Source organism: Rothia sp. HMSC072B03 (assembly GCF_001809565.1).
Taxonomy (GTDB): Bacteria; Actinomycetota; Actinomycetes; order Actinomycetales; family Micrococcaceae; genus Rothia; species Rothia mucilaginosa_A.
Window position 1 is genome coordinate 431593 of record NZ_KV797970.1, and the last position, 18039, is coordinate 449631.

Consider the following 18039-nt stretch of genomic DNA (forward strand, 5'->3'; position numbering starts at 1 on the left):
CCGCCCCGTCCACACCGCGGAACGCCGCCGAGCGAGTCAAACGCGCCTATCCGCGCCGGATGCGCTCCCCCGCCCTCGCGGAAAACCCGCGTAGCTTAGGCGTCGCGCAGCGCACGGTTCACGGCCGAAATCATGGCCTTCAGAGCCGCACGGGTCGTCGAGTTATCCACGCCAATACCCCACAGCACGCGCGAATCCACGGCGGCCTCAACGTAGCAGGCCGCGTTCGCGGTCGAGGAGGAAGACATCGTGTGCTCGGAGTAATCCATCACGCGAATATCCACGCCCTCACCCGAGAGGATGTTCTGCAGAGCATCCACCGGGCCGGTACCCGATGCGGTGCGGTTGTAGGTGTGACCGTTAATGTTCAGGGCCACGCGCAGGGTGGTCGCACCGGTATCGGCCGAATCAATATTGATCGACTCGATGCGGTACTTACCCCAGCGCTTCTCGGAATCGGTGGCGGGCAGGTACTCGTCCGCGAAGATGTCCCACAGCTTCTTGCTGGTCATCTCGCCGCCCTCGGCGTCGGTGCGAGCCTGAACAATCTTCGAGAACTCCACCTGCGCACGGCGCGGCAGGTCCAGGCCGTGATCCTGCTTGAGCAGGTAGGCCATGCCGCCCTTACCGGACTGCGAGTTCACGCGAATAATAGCCTCGTAGGTGCGGCCCAAATCGCGCGGGTCGATCGGCAGGTACGGGACCTCCCAGTAAACCTCATCCACGCTCTTGCCGGCCTCGGCGGCGGTGCGCTCCAGGGCCTCGAAGCCCTTCTTGATGGCGTCCTGGTGCGAACCCGAGAACGCGGTGAAGACCAGGTCGCCGCCGTACGGGGAACGCTCGTGCACCTTCAGCTGGTTGCAGTACTCAACGGTCTTGCGGATACCGTCAATGTCCGAGAAATCAATCTGCGGGTCAATGCCCTGGGTGTACAGGTTCAGGCCCAGGGTCACCAGGTCGACGTTACCGGTGCGCTCGCCGTTACCGAAGAGGCAGCCCTCGATGCGGTCCGCGCCAGCCAGGTAGCCCAGCTCGGCGGCGGCCACGCCGGTGCCGCGGTCGTTGTGCGGGTGCAGCGAGAGAACGATGTGCTCGCGGTGGTTCAGGTTGCGGTCCATCCACTCCACCGAGTCGGCGTACACGTTCGGGGTGGCCATCTCGACGGTTGCGGGCAGGTTCACGATCAGCTCGCGGCCGTTCTGGCCAATCTCCAGCTCGTCGGCCACGGCGTTGACCACGCGGGCCGCGTACTCCAGCTCGGTGCCGGTGAAGGACTCGGGCGAGTACTCGTAGATAATCTTCGTATCGGAAATCATCTGCTCTTCGTACTTGCGGCACAGGCGCGCACCCTGCAGGGCGATGTCGAGCACGCCCTCCTGATCCTGGTGGAACACCACGCGGCGCTGCAGCACGGAGGTTGAGTTGTAGAAGTGCACGATGGCCTGCGGTGCGCCCTCGATGGCCTCGAAGGTACGGGCAATCAGGTGCTCGCGGGCCTGCACCAGAACCTGAATGGTCACGTCCGAAGGAATGTGGCCGTCCTCGATGAGGGTGCGCACAAAGTCGAAGTCGGTCTGCGAGGCGGAGGGGAAGCCCACCTCAATCTCCTTGTAGCCCATCTTGACCAGCAGCTTGAACATGGCCAGCTTGCGGTCGGTGTCCATGGGGTCAATCAGCGCCTGGTTGCCGTCGCGCAGGTCCACGGCGCACCAGCGCGGTGCCTTCTCCATGACCTTGTTCGGCCAGGTGCGGTCGGGAAGGTCGACAACAATCTGCTCGTGGAAGGGACGGTACTTGTGTACCGGCATGGGGCTGGGCTTCTGGTGGTTTTTCATGATGAATTTCCTGTGGGTTGGTCCGTCTCGTGCAGCCCGCTTCGGGGCCTGTGCTGTGCCCGGGTATCGGTTCCCGAGCCGTCGTCATCAAGGCGGTGCATCGTATCGATGCTGGTGAGATGCCGCGTCAAAAAGCCGGAACGGTCGCGGCAGGTTCTAGCGTGCCCCGTTCCGGCGAATAAGCAGCAGGTTTACTGCGGTGCGGTGCGCGCCGCTCATGCTCTCACCGTAAGTGGTCATGCCTCCACGCTATCACAGCCCGCGAAAGATTACCGCCGGCGCGGTCGGGCCCGTCCATCATCTGGAAGAACACGAGGTCGACGACTACGCCCGCACGCGGTCATACGCCCGGGCATACGAAAGGGGGCGCACCCACCGCAATGGCGGATGCGCCCCCCCCTTTCACTCACCGGAGACAACCCCGTAGGGTGTCTAGAAGGCGAAGGCGGTCTGGCACTTGTTCTGGTCGGCGGTCTGGCCGCTCGCATTACCCGCGATGGCCGCCTCCTGCTTCTCCATAGCCTCGCCCGAGGGGAAGTCGGTACCGATCGTCACCGACACGCCCTGAACCTCTTCGGTCGCCACCACGCGGGTGACGTTCAGCTTACCGGCAATCTCCTGGGCCTCAGCCTCGTAACCGGTCGAGTAGAACACCGTGGTGAAGTTCGTCGGCGTAGCCGAAGTACCCGGAGTAACATTCGTGTAGCCCAAGCCCTCAATCACCGAGGCGATCGTGGCGGAACGGCCCTCCAGGCCGGTCGCGTTGTACACGCTCACCGGGGCCTCACGGTTCAGCTGAACCGCCGGGGCGGATTCTGCGGGCTTTTCCTCTTCTTTCAGCGACTTGTCATCGCGCAGACGCTGGAAGACATTATTGGCCGCTTCGGAAACCTGCAGTCGGTTCGAGTCCTGGGTCCACGGCTCGGTCGGCACGGTCGCAAACACCACGTTCGACAGGTCCACGCCACCGAGGGTTGCGCCCACACCAATCAGGGTGCCGATATTGCCCAGGCCCTTGTCAACGGTCACGTTCTGGGTAATCGCCTCGGCGATACTTGCCAGGCGGCCCGGGTTCGACAGGGTTCCTTCGCTCTTGACCTTGCGCAGCAGCGAGGCCATAAAGCCCTGCTGAGCCTGAATACGACCGATATCGGAACCATCCGAGAAGCCGTGACGGCTACGCAGGAACGCAAGAGCCTGCTCACCCTCAACGGTGGAAGTACCCGCGGGAAGCTTCAGGCCGCTGTACTCGTCATCAATCGGAGCGTCCACACAAACCTGAACGCCGCCAACAACCTTCGACAACTCCTTCACAGCGTTGAAGTCGACCAGCATAAAGTGGTCGATGTTCACACCGGTCAGCTTGCTAATGGTCGCCACGGTGCAGCCCGCACCGCCGCGAGAGAGCGACTCGTTGATCTGAACGTTATCCTCGGCCGGGTAGACGGTGCCGTTATCCGGGTCGGTGCACTGCGGTACCGAAACCATCAGGTCGCGGGGGAAGGACAGCACGTTCACGTTCTTGCGGTCCTTGCTGATCTGCAGGAGCATCATGACGTCCGCGCGAGCCTCAGAATTGCGGTCCTCCTCGTCACCGTAGGCGCCGTTATTGCCTTTGCGGGTGTCGGAGCCGATGATGAGGATGTCCAGCGCGCCGTTCTCCAGGCCGTCCTTATAGTTACTGATGTTCAGCTCCTGCGTGTGCAGGTTGTTGCGCATACGCAGGGCGAATACGCCGCCGAAACCAACAACGATGACGAGCATGCAGGCCGTCAGCAGGGCAATCCAGCGATTACGTTTCGAGGTCATCACCGAGGTGCGCATATGGCGCCCGGTGCTTCGTAGGCGAGGTGCCTGGGGCATACCTATTCTCTTTCTGCCGGTGAGCAAGTATTTTCTCAGAGTAACATTCTTCGCTATGAGCGCCGAAAAGAAAAGGGGCGCACGTCACCCGAAAGACGCGGACTAGGCGGCGTTCTCCGGGTGACCGACCCCCTCTCGGGCGGCTGGCCTAGAAGCCCAGACGGTTCAGGGCGCGGGGGTCAGACTGCCACTCCTTAGCAACCTTCACGTGGATGTTCAGGTACACGCGGGTGCCGAGCATTGCCTCAATCTGCTCGCGGGCCTTCGTACCAATCTTGCGCAGGTTCGAGCCGCCCTTACCGATGATGATGTACTTCTGCGACTCGCGCTCCACAAACAGGTTCACGTGCACGTCCAGCAGCGGGTTATCCGCCGGGCGGCCCTCACGGAATTCCATCTCCTCAACGGTCACGGCAATCGAGTGGGGCAGCTCCTCGCGGGCACCCTCCAGGGCGGCCTCGCGCACCAGCTCGGCGATGAGGGTTGCCTCGGGCTCATCGGTCAGCTCACCCTCCGGGTACAGCGGCGGGGAGAGCGGAACGTACTGCGAGAGCAGGTCGGCGACCGCCTCCACCTGGAAATGCTGAATCGCGGACACCGGGATGATGGCCGCCCAGCCGCCCTTGCCGTCCACGGGCATCGGCTCGGAGATTTCGCCGGCTCGGCGCTGTGCTGCGGGGCCGGAACCCTTCGCGAAGGGGGTCGAGGCGTTCTTACCGCCCTTGCCGCCCTTCTTCTGGGCGCGGTGGGCCGCACGCTTCTCGCGCTGTGCACGCTCGGCGCTCATGATCTCCTCGCCGAGGGCCTCGACGGCCAGCAGCTGTTCGCGCAGCTCGTCGGAGTTCACGGTATCGGCCTTGGTCACAATCGCGACGACCGGCTTGTTGCTCGAAGCCACCAGCTGCGAGGCGATGTAGCGGTCACCCGGGCCGATCTTCTCGTTTGCCGGAATGCAGAAGCCCAGCACATCCACCTGCGAGAGGGTGCCGGCCACCAGGTCGTTCAGGCGCTCACCCAGCAGAGTGCGGGGGCGGTGAATACCCGGGGTGTCCACCAGAATCAGCTGGTACTCGTCCTTGTGCACAATACCGCGAATCGTGTGGCGGGTCGTCTGCGGACGGTTCGAGGTGATAGCCACCTTCTGGCCAACCATAGCGTTCGTCAGAGTGGACTTACCCGCATTCGGACGGCCCACCAGCGACGCGAAACCCGAACGGAAATCCTTCGGGTAGGTCGGCAGCGGGGTGCTCAAGTCCAGAGTGCTCAAATCGAGCGGGGCGTACTCCTGGTCCATTGTGTTTCTCCTTATCAAACCCCGTGCGGGGTGTGTGGGGTGTCAGCCTCATCTGCCTGCGCCTTCGGGGCGGCGGCGGGCTGGCTCAAAGTGTGTATGGGATGATGCGGTGTCTACTTCGACATTTAGCGGTTGCCGTGCCTGTCGGTGGCAGGTTCAGCCTCTGCGGTATCTCCCGGAAGGTCCGGATGCGCATGCGGCTCAGCCACAGCGGGCGGCTCGGTATCCACGGTGAGAAGGTCAGCAACCTCAGCAGAATGAGCCTCTGAGGAACCCTCAGCGTTCTCCTGCTCATCACGAGGCGGCTCGTACCAGGCCTGCAGCATATCCACCTGGTGGCGGCGGCCCGACGAACCAATCGCACGAATATGAATACCGTCAATCTCAATCTCAGAACCAACAATCGGTACCATACCCAGGTGCTTGGCGAGCAGGCCGCCGACCGTGTCGACGTCCTCATCCTCCAGGTCGATACCGAAAATCTCGCCGAGCTCATCAATACCCAGACGAGCCGACAGACGGAACGTGCCGTCATCGTTCAGCGTGTACTCGGGGCGCTCGTGGTCGTACTCGTCAGAGATATCGCCGACCAGCTCCTCAATCAGGTCCTCCAGAGTAACCAGACCGGCGGTTCCGCCGTACTCATCAACCACAATCGCCACGTGCGTGGACTCGCGCTGCATATCGCGCAGCAGGTCCATGGCGCGCTTCGTCTCGGGTTCGAATCGTGCCGGGCGCATGATCTCCACCAGGGTTGGCATGGGGGTACCCTCGGGGGCCTCGGAGTGCAGAATGTAGGTGCGCATCGAATCCTTGAGGTAGAGAATACCCAGGATCTCGTCGCTCGAATCACCAATCACCGGCATGCGGGAGTAGCCCGAACGCAGGAACAGGCTCAGCGCCTCGCGCAGCGGCACGTCGCGACCCACGGTGAGCATATCGGTGCGGGGCACCATGAGCGAGCGGATGCGCAGGTCGTCCATCTCGAACACGGACTGCACCATCTGCGCCTCGTCGTCCTCGATGGTCTCGGCGTCGGAGGCTCGCTCCAAGAACTCGCGCAGCTCCTCTTCCTCGAACACGCCAGCGGGGGCCTCTGCCTCGCGGGCCGGGGCGATGCGCGTCGCGAGGTGATCGAGCAGGCCGGTCACGGGGGTCAGCAGCTTCGACAGGTAATGCACCGGGCGGGCCAGCATGCGAATCGACGAAACCGGGCGGTTGCGCCCCGCGGAGCGCGCCAGCACGTGTAGCACCGGGTAGCCGACGAAGGCAACCAGCACGAGGGTCAGGAACGCCGCAAGGACCTGAACGCCCACGAGCTCCAGCCAGAAAGTCATGGTTGCTAGCACCGCGGCCGCCGCCGCGATGAGGCGGGTCAGGCGCAGCGGGTGCGTGTACACCTCGGAGTCACCGTCGAGGGTGCGCTGCAGAACGTGTGCGCCGAGCGTGCCGGGATGCGCCTCCACGGCTTCTTCCGCCTCGTTGTGTGGCAGGTACGTGAACGCGGTTTCGGCAATTGCGGCCACCACCGTGAAGCCGAGCGCCACGACAGCCAGCAGAATCGAGATGAAAATACCCATGCCGCTCCCCTAGTGTCGAGTCTCGACCGGTGCGGGTCGGCCCAGGAACTCTTCGAGAATCGAACGCTGAATACCGAACATTTCGGCTTCCTCTTCGGCGGTTCCGTGGTCGTAGCCGAGGCAGTGCAGAATACCGTGGGTGGTGAGCAGGCACAGCTCATCCAGGGTGCTGTGGCCCGCATCCGCGCCCTGACGTGCGGCAACGGGCGGGCAGAGAACGATGTCGCCGAGCATGCCACTGGAGGGGTTTTCGGGGGTTCCCGGTTCCAGCTCGTCCATGGGGAAGCTCATCACGTCGGTGGGGCCGGGCAGGTCCATCCATTCGATGTGCACGCGTTCCATTTCGTCTTCATTCACGATGGCGATGGACAGGTAGGTGTCATCGGCAAGGTGCATGCGCTTGAAGGCGTGCTCGACGAGGCGGGTGAGCACCTCGGTGTCTACCGCCTCGAAGGATTCGCGGACGAACGCGTCGGTCACCTCGCCTGTACCGGTTGCGGGTTCTTCGCAGTCGAATTCGATCTCTGCCACCGTTTAGCGTCCTTCCGGGGTGGTCTGTGCGTTATCGGCGTTGGCCTGGCCCTTTTCAGCGTTCTTTTCGGAGCCGCCGTTAATGCCCGCGCGGTCCAGAAGCTTCTCGGCTGCGGCCTCGATGGTGGCGCGCTTGACCTTGCGGTTGCGCTTGCGTTCCATTGCCTTCTGGTCTTCGCCCCACTGATCGTAGGCGGAGACGATATTCGAGACCAGGGTGTGGCGAACCACGTCGGAGGATTCCAGGATGCTGAAGTGAATATCCTCCACACCCTGCAGGATGTTGCGCACCTGCTTCAGGCCGGATGCGGCGCCACCGGGCAGGTCAACCTGGGTGATATCGCCGGTGATGACCATCTTCGAACCGAAGCCCAGGCGGGTCAGGAACATCTTCATCTGCTCGGCGGTGGTGTTCTGCGCCTCGTCGAGGATGATGAACGCGTCGTTGAGGGTGCGGCCGCGCATGTACGCCAGCGGTGCGACCTCAATGGTGCCCGCCTCCATGAGCTTGGGGATGGTTTCGGGCTCGAGCATGTCGTGCAGTGCGTCGTAGAGCGGGCGCAGGTACGGGTCAATCTTCTCGTTGAGGGTGCCGGGCAGGAAGCCCAGACGCTCACCGGCCTCCACGGCGGGGCGGGTGAGGATAATGCGGTTCACCTCGTGGCTCTGTAGCGCCTGCACAGCCTTCGCCATGGCCAGGTAGGTCTTACCGGTACCCGCCGGGCCGATACCGAAGATCACGGTGTTTGCGTCGATAGCGTCCACGTACTTCTTCTGGTTAATGGTCTTGGGGCGAATCGTGGTGCCGCGGGTGGACAGGATGCTCGTAGACAGCGAGTGCGCCGGGTTGCTCAGTTCGTCACCGAGCATGCCCATGAGGCGGTGAATCACCTGAACGGTAATCTGCGTGTCGTGGCTGGAGAGCACGCGCAGCTCGTTCAGCAGCTTTGCGGCGGTGTTGACGGCCTCGGAGGGGCCGGTGATGAGCACGTCCAGGTCCTTGGGGCGCAGGCTAATCTGCTCGAAGTAGTCCTCGATAATTGCCAGGTGCGCGTCCTGCGGGCCGAGCACGGCAATCATCTCTGCGGCGCTCTTGAAGGATACGGTGCGTGCGGTCGACAGCGGTCGGGAGGTAGTCATATGGGCTCCTTGGCTAGTGATGTATTTACAAGTATAGATGTGCGTGATGCGTCACGCCCCGGCCGGGTTTAGCGGCGGTGCTCTACCAGCGGCCCAGCACCACGTTCAGGGTGCACATAGCGGCGGACCCGGCGGTGGAAGAACGCAGCACCTCGTCGCCGAGCAGCGCCAGGTGTGCGCCGGCCTCGGTGAAGAGCTGCACCTCGCGGTCGCTGATACCGCCCTCGGGGCCGACGAGCAGGTAGATTTCTTCGGGCAGGTTCTCCACCTCTACAAGCTTGCGTGCCTGAGCGCTCAGTCGTTCGGTGGCCTGCTCGTGCAGGATGAACACCGCAGAACCCTGCCCGGTGACCTCCTCGATGAGCTCCACCAGGTCGGTGGTGCTGTACAGGTCGTACACCTCGGGAATGAGCGCGCGGCGGGACTGCTTCGCGGCGGCGGTCACCGTGTTCTGCCACTTGGTGTGCGCCTTGGCGGCGCGTTCTCCCTTCCAGCGCACAATCGAACGGTCCGCGCTCCACGGCAGCACGCCGTACACGCCCAGCTCGGTGGCGGTCTCAATGGCGAGCAGGTCGCGACCGTCCTTCGCGAGCGCCTGCACCAGGTAGATGCGCGGGCTGGTGTGTTCCTCGCGGAGCTGCTCCACGCGCACGATGACGCCGCGGTCGGTCAGGGAGTGCACGGTGCCCACGGCTCGGCGGCCGGTGCCGTCACCCAGGTCGATGCTCTCCCCCACTTCCATGCGCTTGACGAGGGCGTGCTTGCCCTCGGGGCCGTCCAGCTCGAAGGATGCGCCGGGGGTGAGGGTCTCGTACTCTTCGGCGCTGATGTAGAAGATGGGGGCGCTCATGGTGCTCCTTGGGTTCTTATGGGCGGTGCTTCGTGCGGGCGGTGCGGTTCGACGCGGCTGCGAGGCGCGGTCGCCGTCTCGGGGCCGGCTCCGCGTAAACGCGGCGGATGCGGCGCCCACCGGAAAGGCCCGGCGGGTACCGCATCCGCTACAGAGATTTACTTGAACTGATCCTTCAGGCGGGAGAACAGGCCACCGCGCTGCTTGACCTGCGAGCCTTCGTTCAGCGGCTCGTTGCGCAGGGCCGCGAACTGGCGCAGTAGCTCGCGCTGTTCCTCGGTCAGGTCGGTCGGGGTCGTCACCTGAACGCGCACGAGCAGGTCGCCGCGGCGTTCGGTGCCGAGTACGGTTGCGCCCAGGCCGTTGAGGGTAATCGTGTCGCCGCTCTGGGTGCCGGCGGGGATGCTGACTTCCTGGTCGCCGTCGAAGGTCTTCAGCGGAATGACGGTGCCCAGTGCCGCCGCGGCCATGGGGATGTTCACGGTGGTGACCAAGTTGTCGCCCTCGCGGCTGAAGTACTTGTCGCGCTTGACGTTCAGGTCGACGTACAGGTCGCCGTTGGGGCCACCGTGCAGGCCGGCCTCACCCTTGCCGCGCAGGCGGATGCGTGCCTGATCGTGCACGCCGGCGGGAATCGTGAAGGTCAGCGGCACGTCTTCGCGCACGCGGCCCTGGCCGTGACATTCGGGGCAGGGGGTCTTGATGACGGTGCCGTAGCCGTGGCAGTCGGGACATTCGACCTGCTGCATGACGGTGCCGAGGATGGACTGTACGCGGCGCTGCATGTAGCCGTGGCCGGCGCAGGTGGTGCAGGTTTCGGGCTGGGTGCCCTCGGCGGTACCTTCGCCGTTGCAGGACTTGCAGGTCACGGCGGAGCGGCGCTCGATGGTCTTCTCGACGCCGAACACGGCGTCCTGCAGGCTGATGGAGACGGTAATCAGGTCGTCCTGGCCCTGACGAACGCGGGATGCGGGGCCGCGTGCGCCCGAGGCGCCGCCGGTGAACATGTTCAGCAGGTCTTCGAATCCGCCGAAGCCGCTGAATCCGCCGCCCGGGTAGCCGCCGCCTCCGGGGTAGCCCGCGCGGCCCTGTTCGTCGCCGGTGGTGTCATAGTTGCGGCGCTTTTCGGGGTCGGAGAGCACCTCGTAGGCGAGGGTGACTCGCTTGAATTCTTCGGCTGCGTCCTCGGAGGGGTTCACGTCCGGGTGCAGCTGGCGTGCCTTCTTGCGGTAGGCCTTCTTGATTTCTTCGGGGCTGGCGTCGTTCGATACGCCGAGAGTCTCGTAGTGGCTCATGTGTCTGTGTTCCTGTCCCTCTCAAGATGGTGACGGCGCTCGATGAGTGCGCCGCCAACATAGTCGTATCAATTCTATGGGATAGTGTACGCGAGCCGATACAATGGCTAGGCTGAAAGGGGTCGCTCCCGCTATCCGCTTAATCCGCGGCGCGCCTGCGGCCCGTCGGCGGTTATTGGGCGCGGCGTTTACTGCGCATCCGGCGCCGTCTTCCCGCCCACCTAACCGGTCGTGTCCGCACCATCCGAAGGAGAATACCTTGAGTACCCACCACTCCCCCTACGGCTGGGGCGCACAGGATCTGAATGCAGACCGCCTGAGCCGCAAGGCCCCGCCCGCGCGCAAGGTTCCCCTGCAGCGGGGTTTGCTCATCGAGAGCGTGGACGGTTGGGTGGGCGAGGTGGTGCGCGCCGAACGCATCGGCGGCGCCATCTTCTTCGGTCTGGAGGACGCCAAAGGTCGCGTGAAGAATTACCCGCTCGGCACCGGCTACCTGATTGAGGGTGAGCCCGTTGAAATCATCGCTCCGGCACCGGCGAAGGCGCCCAAGCGCACGCTTTCTCGGTCGGGTTCCATCGCCGTGAAGAACGCCCCCGCGCGGGTGGCGCGCGCCTCCCGCATCTGGGTTGAGGGTCTGCACGATGCCGAGCTGGTGGAGAAGGTTTGGGGCCACGACCTGCGCGTTGAGGGCATCGTGGTGGAGCCGCTGCACGGTGTGGACGACCTGGCCGGCGCGGTGCGCGAGTTTGCCCCGGGCCCGGGCCGCCGCCTGGGCATCCTGGTGGATCACCTCATTGAGGGCACGAAGGAACAGCGCATCGTCGCGGAGGCGCTGGCCGTGCCGGGTGCGGCGGGGCACGTGAAGATTGTGGGCCACCCGTTCATCGATATTTGGCAGGCGGTCAAGCCCTCGGTTCTGGGCCTGAAGGCCTGGCCGCAGGTGCCGCGCGGCGAGGACTTCAAGAAGGGCACGCTGCGCCGCCTGGGCCAGCCGCACGAGACGCAGGCGGATGTGGCGCAGGCCTGGAAGCACATTCTTTCGCGGGTGGATTCCTACGCCGATTTGGACCCGACCCTGCTGGGGCCGGTGGAGTCGCTCATCGACTTTCTCACCGAGCCCGGCGCGTAATCGCGCTGTGCGGATGTGAGTTTGCTCAGAACCTTGCAATCCAGCGCATTAACCGCCGGCGGGGCTGGCTTGAGGCGGTACAATGGTGGAGCACCGATGCGGCCGCTCCATTGAGCCGCGGCGGTGCTTCACTACACTCAAGGGCCGTCACCACCCACACGGTTCGCCCCATTCGGGCGGATTCGCCGTTCGACGGTGACCACCACAAGATACTTCGATTGAACCAGGATTTTCGTGACTAACGACGCACGCCCGGCCACCGGGCCTCAGAAAACCCGCAAGATTAGCGTGATTCAGGACCGTAACCGCGCGACTCTCGCGCATTTCGGGGGGATTCTCGGCATTCTTCCCTCCGCCGCGGTGTTCTACGTGAGCCGCCGTAACGCACCCTTCGCTGAGCAGGAAGCTTTCGAGGCCATGAACTTCACCCTCGTGCCCTCTCTGCTGATTGTTGTCTGCTTCATCCTGGGCTTTGTGCCCGGCCTGGGTAACATTGCCCTGGTGCTGGGGATGCTCGTGTGGCTGTTCATGGCGATTGCTTCGGTACGCGCCGGCATTGAGGTCAACCGCGGTGAGCCGTACAGCTACCGCGTGAACCCGCGCCTGCTCGACCGCGTGGTGAAGAGCAACTAGGTTAGAGCACCCGGTGAGCAGCTAATGCCGAACCGGTTGCGTTCACGAGCGCTGCACCGCATTTTGAATACTTAATTTGAATACTTAAGGGGCCCGCACCACTCGGTGCGGGCCCCTATCGTTTAAGTCTGCGTCTTCGGTGCCCGTCAGCTCCCCTCGCGAGTCAGCTCTCCCATCGAGTCTGCACGTTGGGCCATTAAGTCAGTTTCGTGCCGCCCGCGAACCGGCGGAGGCTATCGCGGATCCGGGAGAGGCACGTAAGGGCACCAAATAACCCCGCTGGAAATCGTCGTTAAACGATCGTGGGCCCCTGTTGCCAGGAGCCCACAACCGTATTCACTCAACTTCAGCAAAGACGAGAACACGCTGTTAGACATATACCGTCCTGCCATGAACTATTATGGCACAGCCTAACCTTCAACCACAACTTGAGAAACGCTTTTTGGAGAAAGTTTTTAGGCCTTGGCGGCGGCTTCCAAAACCCGGTGACTGAACCCTCATAAAAACCCACTAAAAAACCACAGGCCTTTGAGCTAGTCCAGCGAAAATTTCCGAATCAAACCCAAAGATTCCACACCAAAACCTACCGATACGCGGCCAAAAATCCCTCAGAAAAAATTTTTAAATTTTTTCTCGCAACATTCGCGCGGCCCGGTGCAACTCAGAGAATACGCGGGCAGGTAGCCCTTCCTCACCCCACGCGTCTCTCCTCTGGCACACCCGGCGGCACGTGGGTTCGGCGAAACGAGGCCGCCTCCCCCCGGGGTAGGTGTCAGAGGGGCGGGCGCCTCATTCCCCGAGCGTCAGTCTTCGGCAGCCTCCGAGACCTCCGGCAGCAGCTCGCGCGTCACGGCGTCACCGAGCAGGCGGCCCTTGAGGGTGAGGCGCACGTGCGCATCCGGGTCGGGCTCGGCGGAGGCGGTGAGCGCATCCGGTTCGATGAGCCCCTGGGAGACGAGCCAGCGCAGAGACGCGCCCAACTGCGCCTCGTCGTGCACGGCGAGTAGCTCGCGCATCGCCAGGCCCTCGCGCACACGAATCATGAGCATGATGGTCTCGAAGGCGCGGGTCGAGGCGTCCAGCACCTCGCGCGCGGCCGCCGGGGACTCCCCCGCACGCACCTTCTGCGCGTACGGCACCGGGTGCTTCACGTTCCACCAGCGGGTACCGTTCACGTGCGAGTGCGCGCCGGGACCGATGCCCCACCAGTCCTGGTTGCGCCAGTAAGCGAGGTTGTGGTCGCTGCGGGTGTCCTCACTACGCGAGTAGTTGGAGACCTCGTACCACTGGTAGCCGGCCTCGGTGAGTAGCTCCTCGGCGAGCAGGTACATGTCCGCCATGAGGTCTTCGTCGGGCATGGTGTATTCGCCGCGGCGGATCTGCGCGGCAAGCTTGGTGCCGTCCTCCACGATCAGCGAGTACGCGGAAATGTGGTCGGGCTCGTAGGAGATCGCGGCGCGAACGCTGCGTTCCCACTGCTGCAGGCTCTCCCCCGGCGAACCGTAAATCAGGTCCACGGACACCTGCAGGCCGACCTCCTTAGCCCAGGCGACGACCTTCGGCACGTTGGAGGGTGTGTGGGTGCGGTCGAGTACCTTCAGCACCTCGGGGACGACGGACTGCATGCCGAAGGATACGCGGGTGAAGCCGCCGTCCTTGAGGGTCTGCAGGTCCTCGCGGGTCACGGAGTCGGGGTTGGCTTCGGTGGTGACTTCTGCCCCTTCGACGAGGCCGAATACGTCAATGGCTGCCTGCAGGATGCGTACGAGGTCGCGGGCGGGCAGTTTGGTGGGGGTGCCGCCTCCGAAGAAGACGGTGTGCATGGGGCGTTTTGCGACGCCGGATGCTTCAAGGGTGCGGGCGGCGAAGAGGATTTCTGCGATGGCGTCGTCGGCGTAGGTGCCGAGGCCGATGCCGTCGCCGAAGTCTTCGGTGGCGTAGGTGTTGAAGTCGCAGTAGCCGCAGCGTACAGAGCAGAAGGGGATGTGTACGTAGAGGCTGAAGTCGCGGGTTTCGCATCCTGCCGCGCTGGTGGCGGGGATGCGCCCGTCGCGGGGTGCGGGGTCGCCGGTGGGCTGGGCGGGCATTCTGCCTCCTGAAACTAGGTGTACGAGTAGTGAATCAAATAGGGGCACCGCGCATGCGGCTACGCGGGTAGCATCAAGGCGGGCGGCATCAACAGACAGCGTGCAGAGAACCCGGCGGTACACGAGGCACCAGCCGGGTTCTCCACACAAACAGGTCGGCACACAGCCGGAAAAGCTACGAAGCGGCGAAGGCTACTTCTTCTTTTCCTTCTCCTCGCCCGAAGACAGAGCCGCAATGAAGGCCTCCTGCGGAACCTCCACACGACCGACCATCTTCATGCGCTTCTTGCCTTCCTTCTGCTTCTCCAGCAGCTTACGCTTACGCGAAATATCGCCACCGTAACACTTGGACAGAACGTCCTTACGCATTGCGCGGATGTTCTCGCGGGCGATAATACGCGAACCGATAGCCGCCTGAATCGGCACCTCAAACTGCTGGCGAGGAATCAGCTCACGCAGCTTCGAGGTCATCATCAGGCCGTACGAGTACGCCTTATCACGGTGGGTAATGGCGCTGAACGCATCCACCTTCTCACCCTGCAGCAGGATGTCGACCTTCACCAGGTCGGCCTCTTCCTCACCGTCGAACTTCCAGTCCAGCGACGCGTAACCGCGGGTGCGGGACTTCAGCTGATCGAAGAAGTCGAACACAATCTCCGCCAGGGGCAGGCGGTAACGCATCTCCACGCGGTCCTTGGAGAGGTAATCCATGCCGCCCATCTGGCCGCGGCGAGACTGGCACAGCTCCATGATCGCGCCAATGTACTCGCTCGGGGCAATAATCGTACACGCCACCATGGGCTCGCGGATGGTCGCGACCTTGCCCTCGGGGAATTCGCTCGGGTTGGTCACGCGCTTAGCGTTGCCGGCCTCATCCACCACGTCGTAAATAACGTTCGGTGCGGTCGAAATCAGGTCCAGGTTAAACTCGCGTTCCAGGCGCTCACGCACAATCTCCAGGTGCAGCAGACCCAGGAAGCCACAGCGGAAACCGAAGCCCAGAGCGGCAGAGGTCTCCGGCTCGTAAATCAGCGCGGCGTCGTTGAGCTTCAGCTTATCCAGTGCGTCACGCAGCGCCGGGTAGTCCGAACCGTCAATCGGGAACAGGCCAGAGAACACCATCGGCTTGGGATCCTCGTAACCACCCAGGGACTCCTCGGCGGGCTTCGCCGCGGAAGTAACGGTATCACCCACACGGGACTGGCGCACGTCCTTCACACCGGTGATGAGGTAACCCACCTCGCCCACGCCCAGGCCCTTCGAGGGCACAGGCTCAGGGGAAATCACGCCGATTTCGAGCAGGTCATGCTCAGCGCCGGTGGACATCATCTTAATCTTCTGACGCGGCTGCAGGCTACCGTCCACAACACGCACGTAGGTGACCACGCCGCGGTAGGAGTCGTACACCGAGTCAAAAATCATGGCACGCGCCGGGGCGGATGCGTCACCCTGCGGGGCGGGAATCGCCTCCACAATACGGTCCAGCAGAGCCTCAACGCCCTCACCGGTCTTACCCGATACGCGCAGAACCTCGTCCGGCTCGCAACCAATCAGGTTCGCCAGCTCCTCAGCGTACTTATCGGGCTGAGCCGCGGGAAGGTCAATCTTGTTCAGCACCGGGATGATGGTCAGGTCGTTCTCCATCGCCAGGTACAGGTTCGCCAGGGTCTGAGCCTCAATACCCTGGGCGGCGTCCACGAGCAGAAGCGCACCCTCACACGCGGCCAGGGAGCGGGACACCTCGTAGGTGAAGTCCACGTGGCCGGGGGTGTCAATCATGTTTAGCGCGTAGGAGGTGCCGTCAACGTCCCAGGGCATGCGCACGGCCTGAGACTTAATGGTGATGCCGCGTTCACGTTCAATGTCCATGCGGTCCAGGTACTGCGCCTTCATATCGCGCGGGGCAACCACGCCGGTGGCCTGCAGCATGCGGTCCGCGAGGGTGGACTTACCGTGGTCAATGTGGGCGATAATGCAGAAGTTGCGAATAATCGCGGGGTCGGTCGCCGCCGGAACGGGCGGGTTCTTCGACATGGGTGCCAATCACATCATCCTTTCGAGATGCTGGGCGCGGGTATGGGCATAGTTATTTATCATTTTCCCATACCCGCGGCCGATGCGCGAACAGACCTAGCGTTCCGAAGAATCCTCCGCGACTCCCGCACCACCGTCTGCCGGGTTTTCGGCCTCGGATGCGCCGTTGAGGGAATCCAGGTAGCCCTCAATATCCTCGGCAATCACCTCGCCGGAGACAGTGCGCAGAGTCGAATCCATCTTCTGCTCAATCTCACGCACCAGCTCAACCTTCTCGTAGTCCTTCGCCATTTCTTCGGCTAGCTCCGCCTCCCACTCATCAGCGTGGGTGCGCAGGCGGTCGTACTCCTCAGACTCGACCTTGATACCGAGGATGACCTCCAGCGCCTCGATCAGGCTCACGACCGCGCGCGGGTTCTGCTGGTCAAAGCTCAGATACCCCGGGATGCTCATACGCAGCATGACCGAGGAGGGCAGGCCGTGCTCGGTGGCGAGCGCAGACATCGCCATCGTCACCGAGGTAGAACCGGTGAAATACTCGTGCAGAATACCGGGGATAGCCGCCAGCTTCTCGTCGTGAGTGGTCAGCGTGTACGGGTACGGGCGGGTGTGCGCCACCTGGTCCTCGAAGGTCTCGACGAAGATGGCGTGGTCCACGTGGAGCTTCTTCACGTATTTAAAGAAGCGGTTCATGAAACGCTGCAGGCACAGGCTCGGGGCGGGGCCGGTCACCACGAGCAGGCGCAGGCGGCGCTCCGGAATGGTGACCATGTTGTAGAACATCTTGGGCCACACCAGGACGGTGGATTCGGAGTCGTCGTTGTTCAGCAGCTGCGGGGCGACGGAACCGTAGTCGTAGAAGTCGTCCATGTCGAAGCCGGGGCTTTCGTCGCACGGGTCGAACGCGCGGTGAATCACGTCGAGGGCGTCCTCACCGTTGCCCGGGGGTTCCTTCGCGGAGTTGAAACCGACCAGCATGACGGTCGTGTAGTTGTCTTCCTCTGAGGATTCGCCCAGACCCAGCTTGCCGAGCAGTCCCTTCTTCGCGGGCTGTTCGGTGGAGGCGGGCTTGGCGAAAGCGTCAAAGAGTCGGGCGGGCGGGAAGTTCGGCTGGCTCATCGTTGGTCCTTAGCTCGTGGTCGGTGGTTGTGTGGTGGGTGGTGTTGTAAAAAATATGTTCTATATTCGGTTATGCCGCCCAAAACCCTGGGCGGAAAGGGAAACTATGTTAGAAAGGCAAAAGCGCTAAATCGTATGGAGTGCCAGCATAAACATCCGGCAACTCACCATTAGCTACCTTCTCACGATACAAGCTGGTTACTTCGCTGTAGTTGAAGGGGAATTCCTTAGCTTCGTTCCTACGCTTAATCTCTGCCAGACCCCACTCATATTCGGCACCGGGGCGCGCCACCGGAGCATTAAAAAAACGCCCATTCAACTCAGCACGCATCCACCCCTCCGGAGTATTTGCATCAGATATGGGCTTCGTAAAATCGAACGGAGCACGCCAATACTCAGGGTCTTCACGATAATCGTAAGCTTCTTCTGCGATCTCGCTACTCATGGGGAACCTCCTGATAATATGCAAAAATGTGTACCCACATCGGCGGTGCTCACTCCCCCGGTGCCGTCTATACAGCACTATTGCTAGGGCGCGGGCGGTGTGCGGTACCGCCGATAGTTCCCACTATACGGGCTCCCACGCGACCCGCAAGCGGTTTCGTCACCGGGCGGGCCCCCCCCCCCCCCCCCCCCCCCCCCCCCCCCC

At 63.1% G+C, this 18039-nt stretch carries 14 protein-coding genes; 2 read left to right on the plus strand and 12 right to left on the minus strand.

The features are described from left to right. Positions 1-95: 95 nt before the first annotated feature. From leuA to dnaJ, 8 genes are all read right to left on the minus strand, one after another. The gene (gene leuA / locus HMPREF2630_RS08370) at positions 96-1835 is read right to left on the minus strand and encodes a 2-isopropylmalate synthase (protein WP_070484435.1); all 1740 of its coding nucleotides are present in this window, start codon (positions 1833-1835) and stop codon (positions 96-98) included. Between the two features lie 432 nt (positions 1836-2267). Further along, positions 2268-3698, minus strand: coding sequence for an LCP family protein (locus HMPREF2630_RS08375; RefSeq protein WP_070484438.1), 1431 nt, complete (start codon positions 3696-3698; stop codon positions 2268-2270). Positions 3699-3846: 148 nt separating this feature from the next. Further along, positions 3847-4992, minus strand: coding sequence for a GTPase Era (locus HMPREF2630_RS08380; protein ID WP_210389026.1), 1146 nt, complete (start codon positions 4990-4992; stop codon positions 3847-3849). A 125-nt stretch (positions 4993-5117) separates the two neighbouring features. Beyond that, a complete protein-coding gene (locus HMPREF2630_RS08385) occupies positions 5118-6572 on the minus strand; it encodes a hemolysin family protein (RefSeq protein ID WP_070484441.1) in 1455 nt (484 codons plus the stop codon). A 9-nt stretch (positions 6573-6581) separates the two neighbouring features. Continuing rightward, positions 6582-7103 (minus strand): rRNA maturation RNase YbeY, encoded by a 522-nt coding sequence (ybeY, locus tag HMPREF2630_RS08390; RefSeq protein ID WP_070484444.1) that lies wholly within the window; start codon positions 7101-7103, stop codon positions 6582-6584. Between the two features lie 3 nt (positions 7104-7106). Beyond that, positions 7107-8243, minus strand: coding sequence for a PhoH family protein (locus tag HMPREF2630_RS08395; RefSeq protein ID WP_070484447.1), 1137 nt, complete (start codon positions 8241-8243; stop codon positions 7107-7109). A gap of 82 nt (positions 8244-8325) precedes the next feature. Then, the gene (locus HMPREF2630_RS08400; protein ID WP_070484450.1) at positions 8326-9093 is read right to left on the minus strand and encodes a 16S rRNA (uracil(1498)-N(3))-methyltransferase; all 768 of its coding nucleotides are present in this window, start codon (positions 9091-9093) and stop codon (positions 8326-8328) included. Between the two features lie 158 nt (positions 9094-9251). Further along, complete coding sequence (gene dnaJ / locus HMPREF2630_RS08405; protein WP_070484453.1) at positions 9252-10388, minus strand: molecular chaperone DnaJ; 1137 nt, start codon at positions 10386-10388, stop codon at positions 9252-9254. Between the two features lie 259 nt (positions 10389-10647). Between dnaJ and HMPREF2630_RS08410 the strand changes: the two genes are divergently transcribed. Next, positions 10648-11517 carry a DUF3097 domain-containing protein gene (locus HMPREF2630_RS08410; RefSeq protein ID WP_070484457.1) on the plus strand — a complete coding sequence of 290 codons (870 nt, stop codon included), beginning with the start codon at positions 10648-10650 and terminating at the stop codon, positions 11515-11517. Positions 11518-11751: 234 nt separating this feature from the next. Beyond that, a complete protein-coding gene (locus HMPREF2630_RS08415; protein ID WP_049343284.1) occupies positions 11752-12150 on the plus strand; it encodes a DUF4870 domain-containing protein in 399 nt (132 codons plus the stop codon). An 803-nt stretch (positions 12151-12953) separates the two neighbouring features. Here the strand turns inward: HMPREF2630_RS08415 and hemW are convergent. From hemW to HMPREF2630_RS08435, 4 genes are all read right to left on the minus strand, one after another. Then, on the minus strand, positions 12954-14237 hold the full coding sequence (gene hemW, locus HMPREF2630_RS08420) for a radical SAM family heme chaperone HemW (RefSeq protein ID WP_070484460.1): 1284 nt from the start codon (positions 14235-14237) through the stop codon (positions 12954-12956). Positions 14238-14429: 192 nt separating this feature from the next. Continuing rightward, entirely contained in the window at positions 14430-16271 is a 1842-nt protein-coding gene (lepA, locus tag HMPREF2630_RS08425; RefSeq protein ID WP_371440193.1) for a translation elongation factor 4, read from the minus strand. 96 nt (positions 16272-16367) lie between these two features. Further along, positions 16368-17390, minus strand: a complete 1023-nt coding sequence (locus tag HMPREF2630_RS08430; protein ID WP_070484464.1) for a PAC2 family protein — start codon at positions 17388-17390, stop codon at positions 16368-16370. 109 nt (positions 17391-17499) lie between these two features. Continuing rightward, positions 17500-17835 (minus strand): hypothetical protein, encoded by a 336-nt coding sequence (locus HMPREF2630_RS08435; protein ID WP_070484467.1) that lies wholly within the window; start codon positions 17833-17835, stop codon positions 17500-17502. Between the last annotated feature and the right edge of the window lie 204 nt (positions 17836-18039).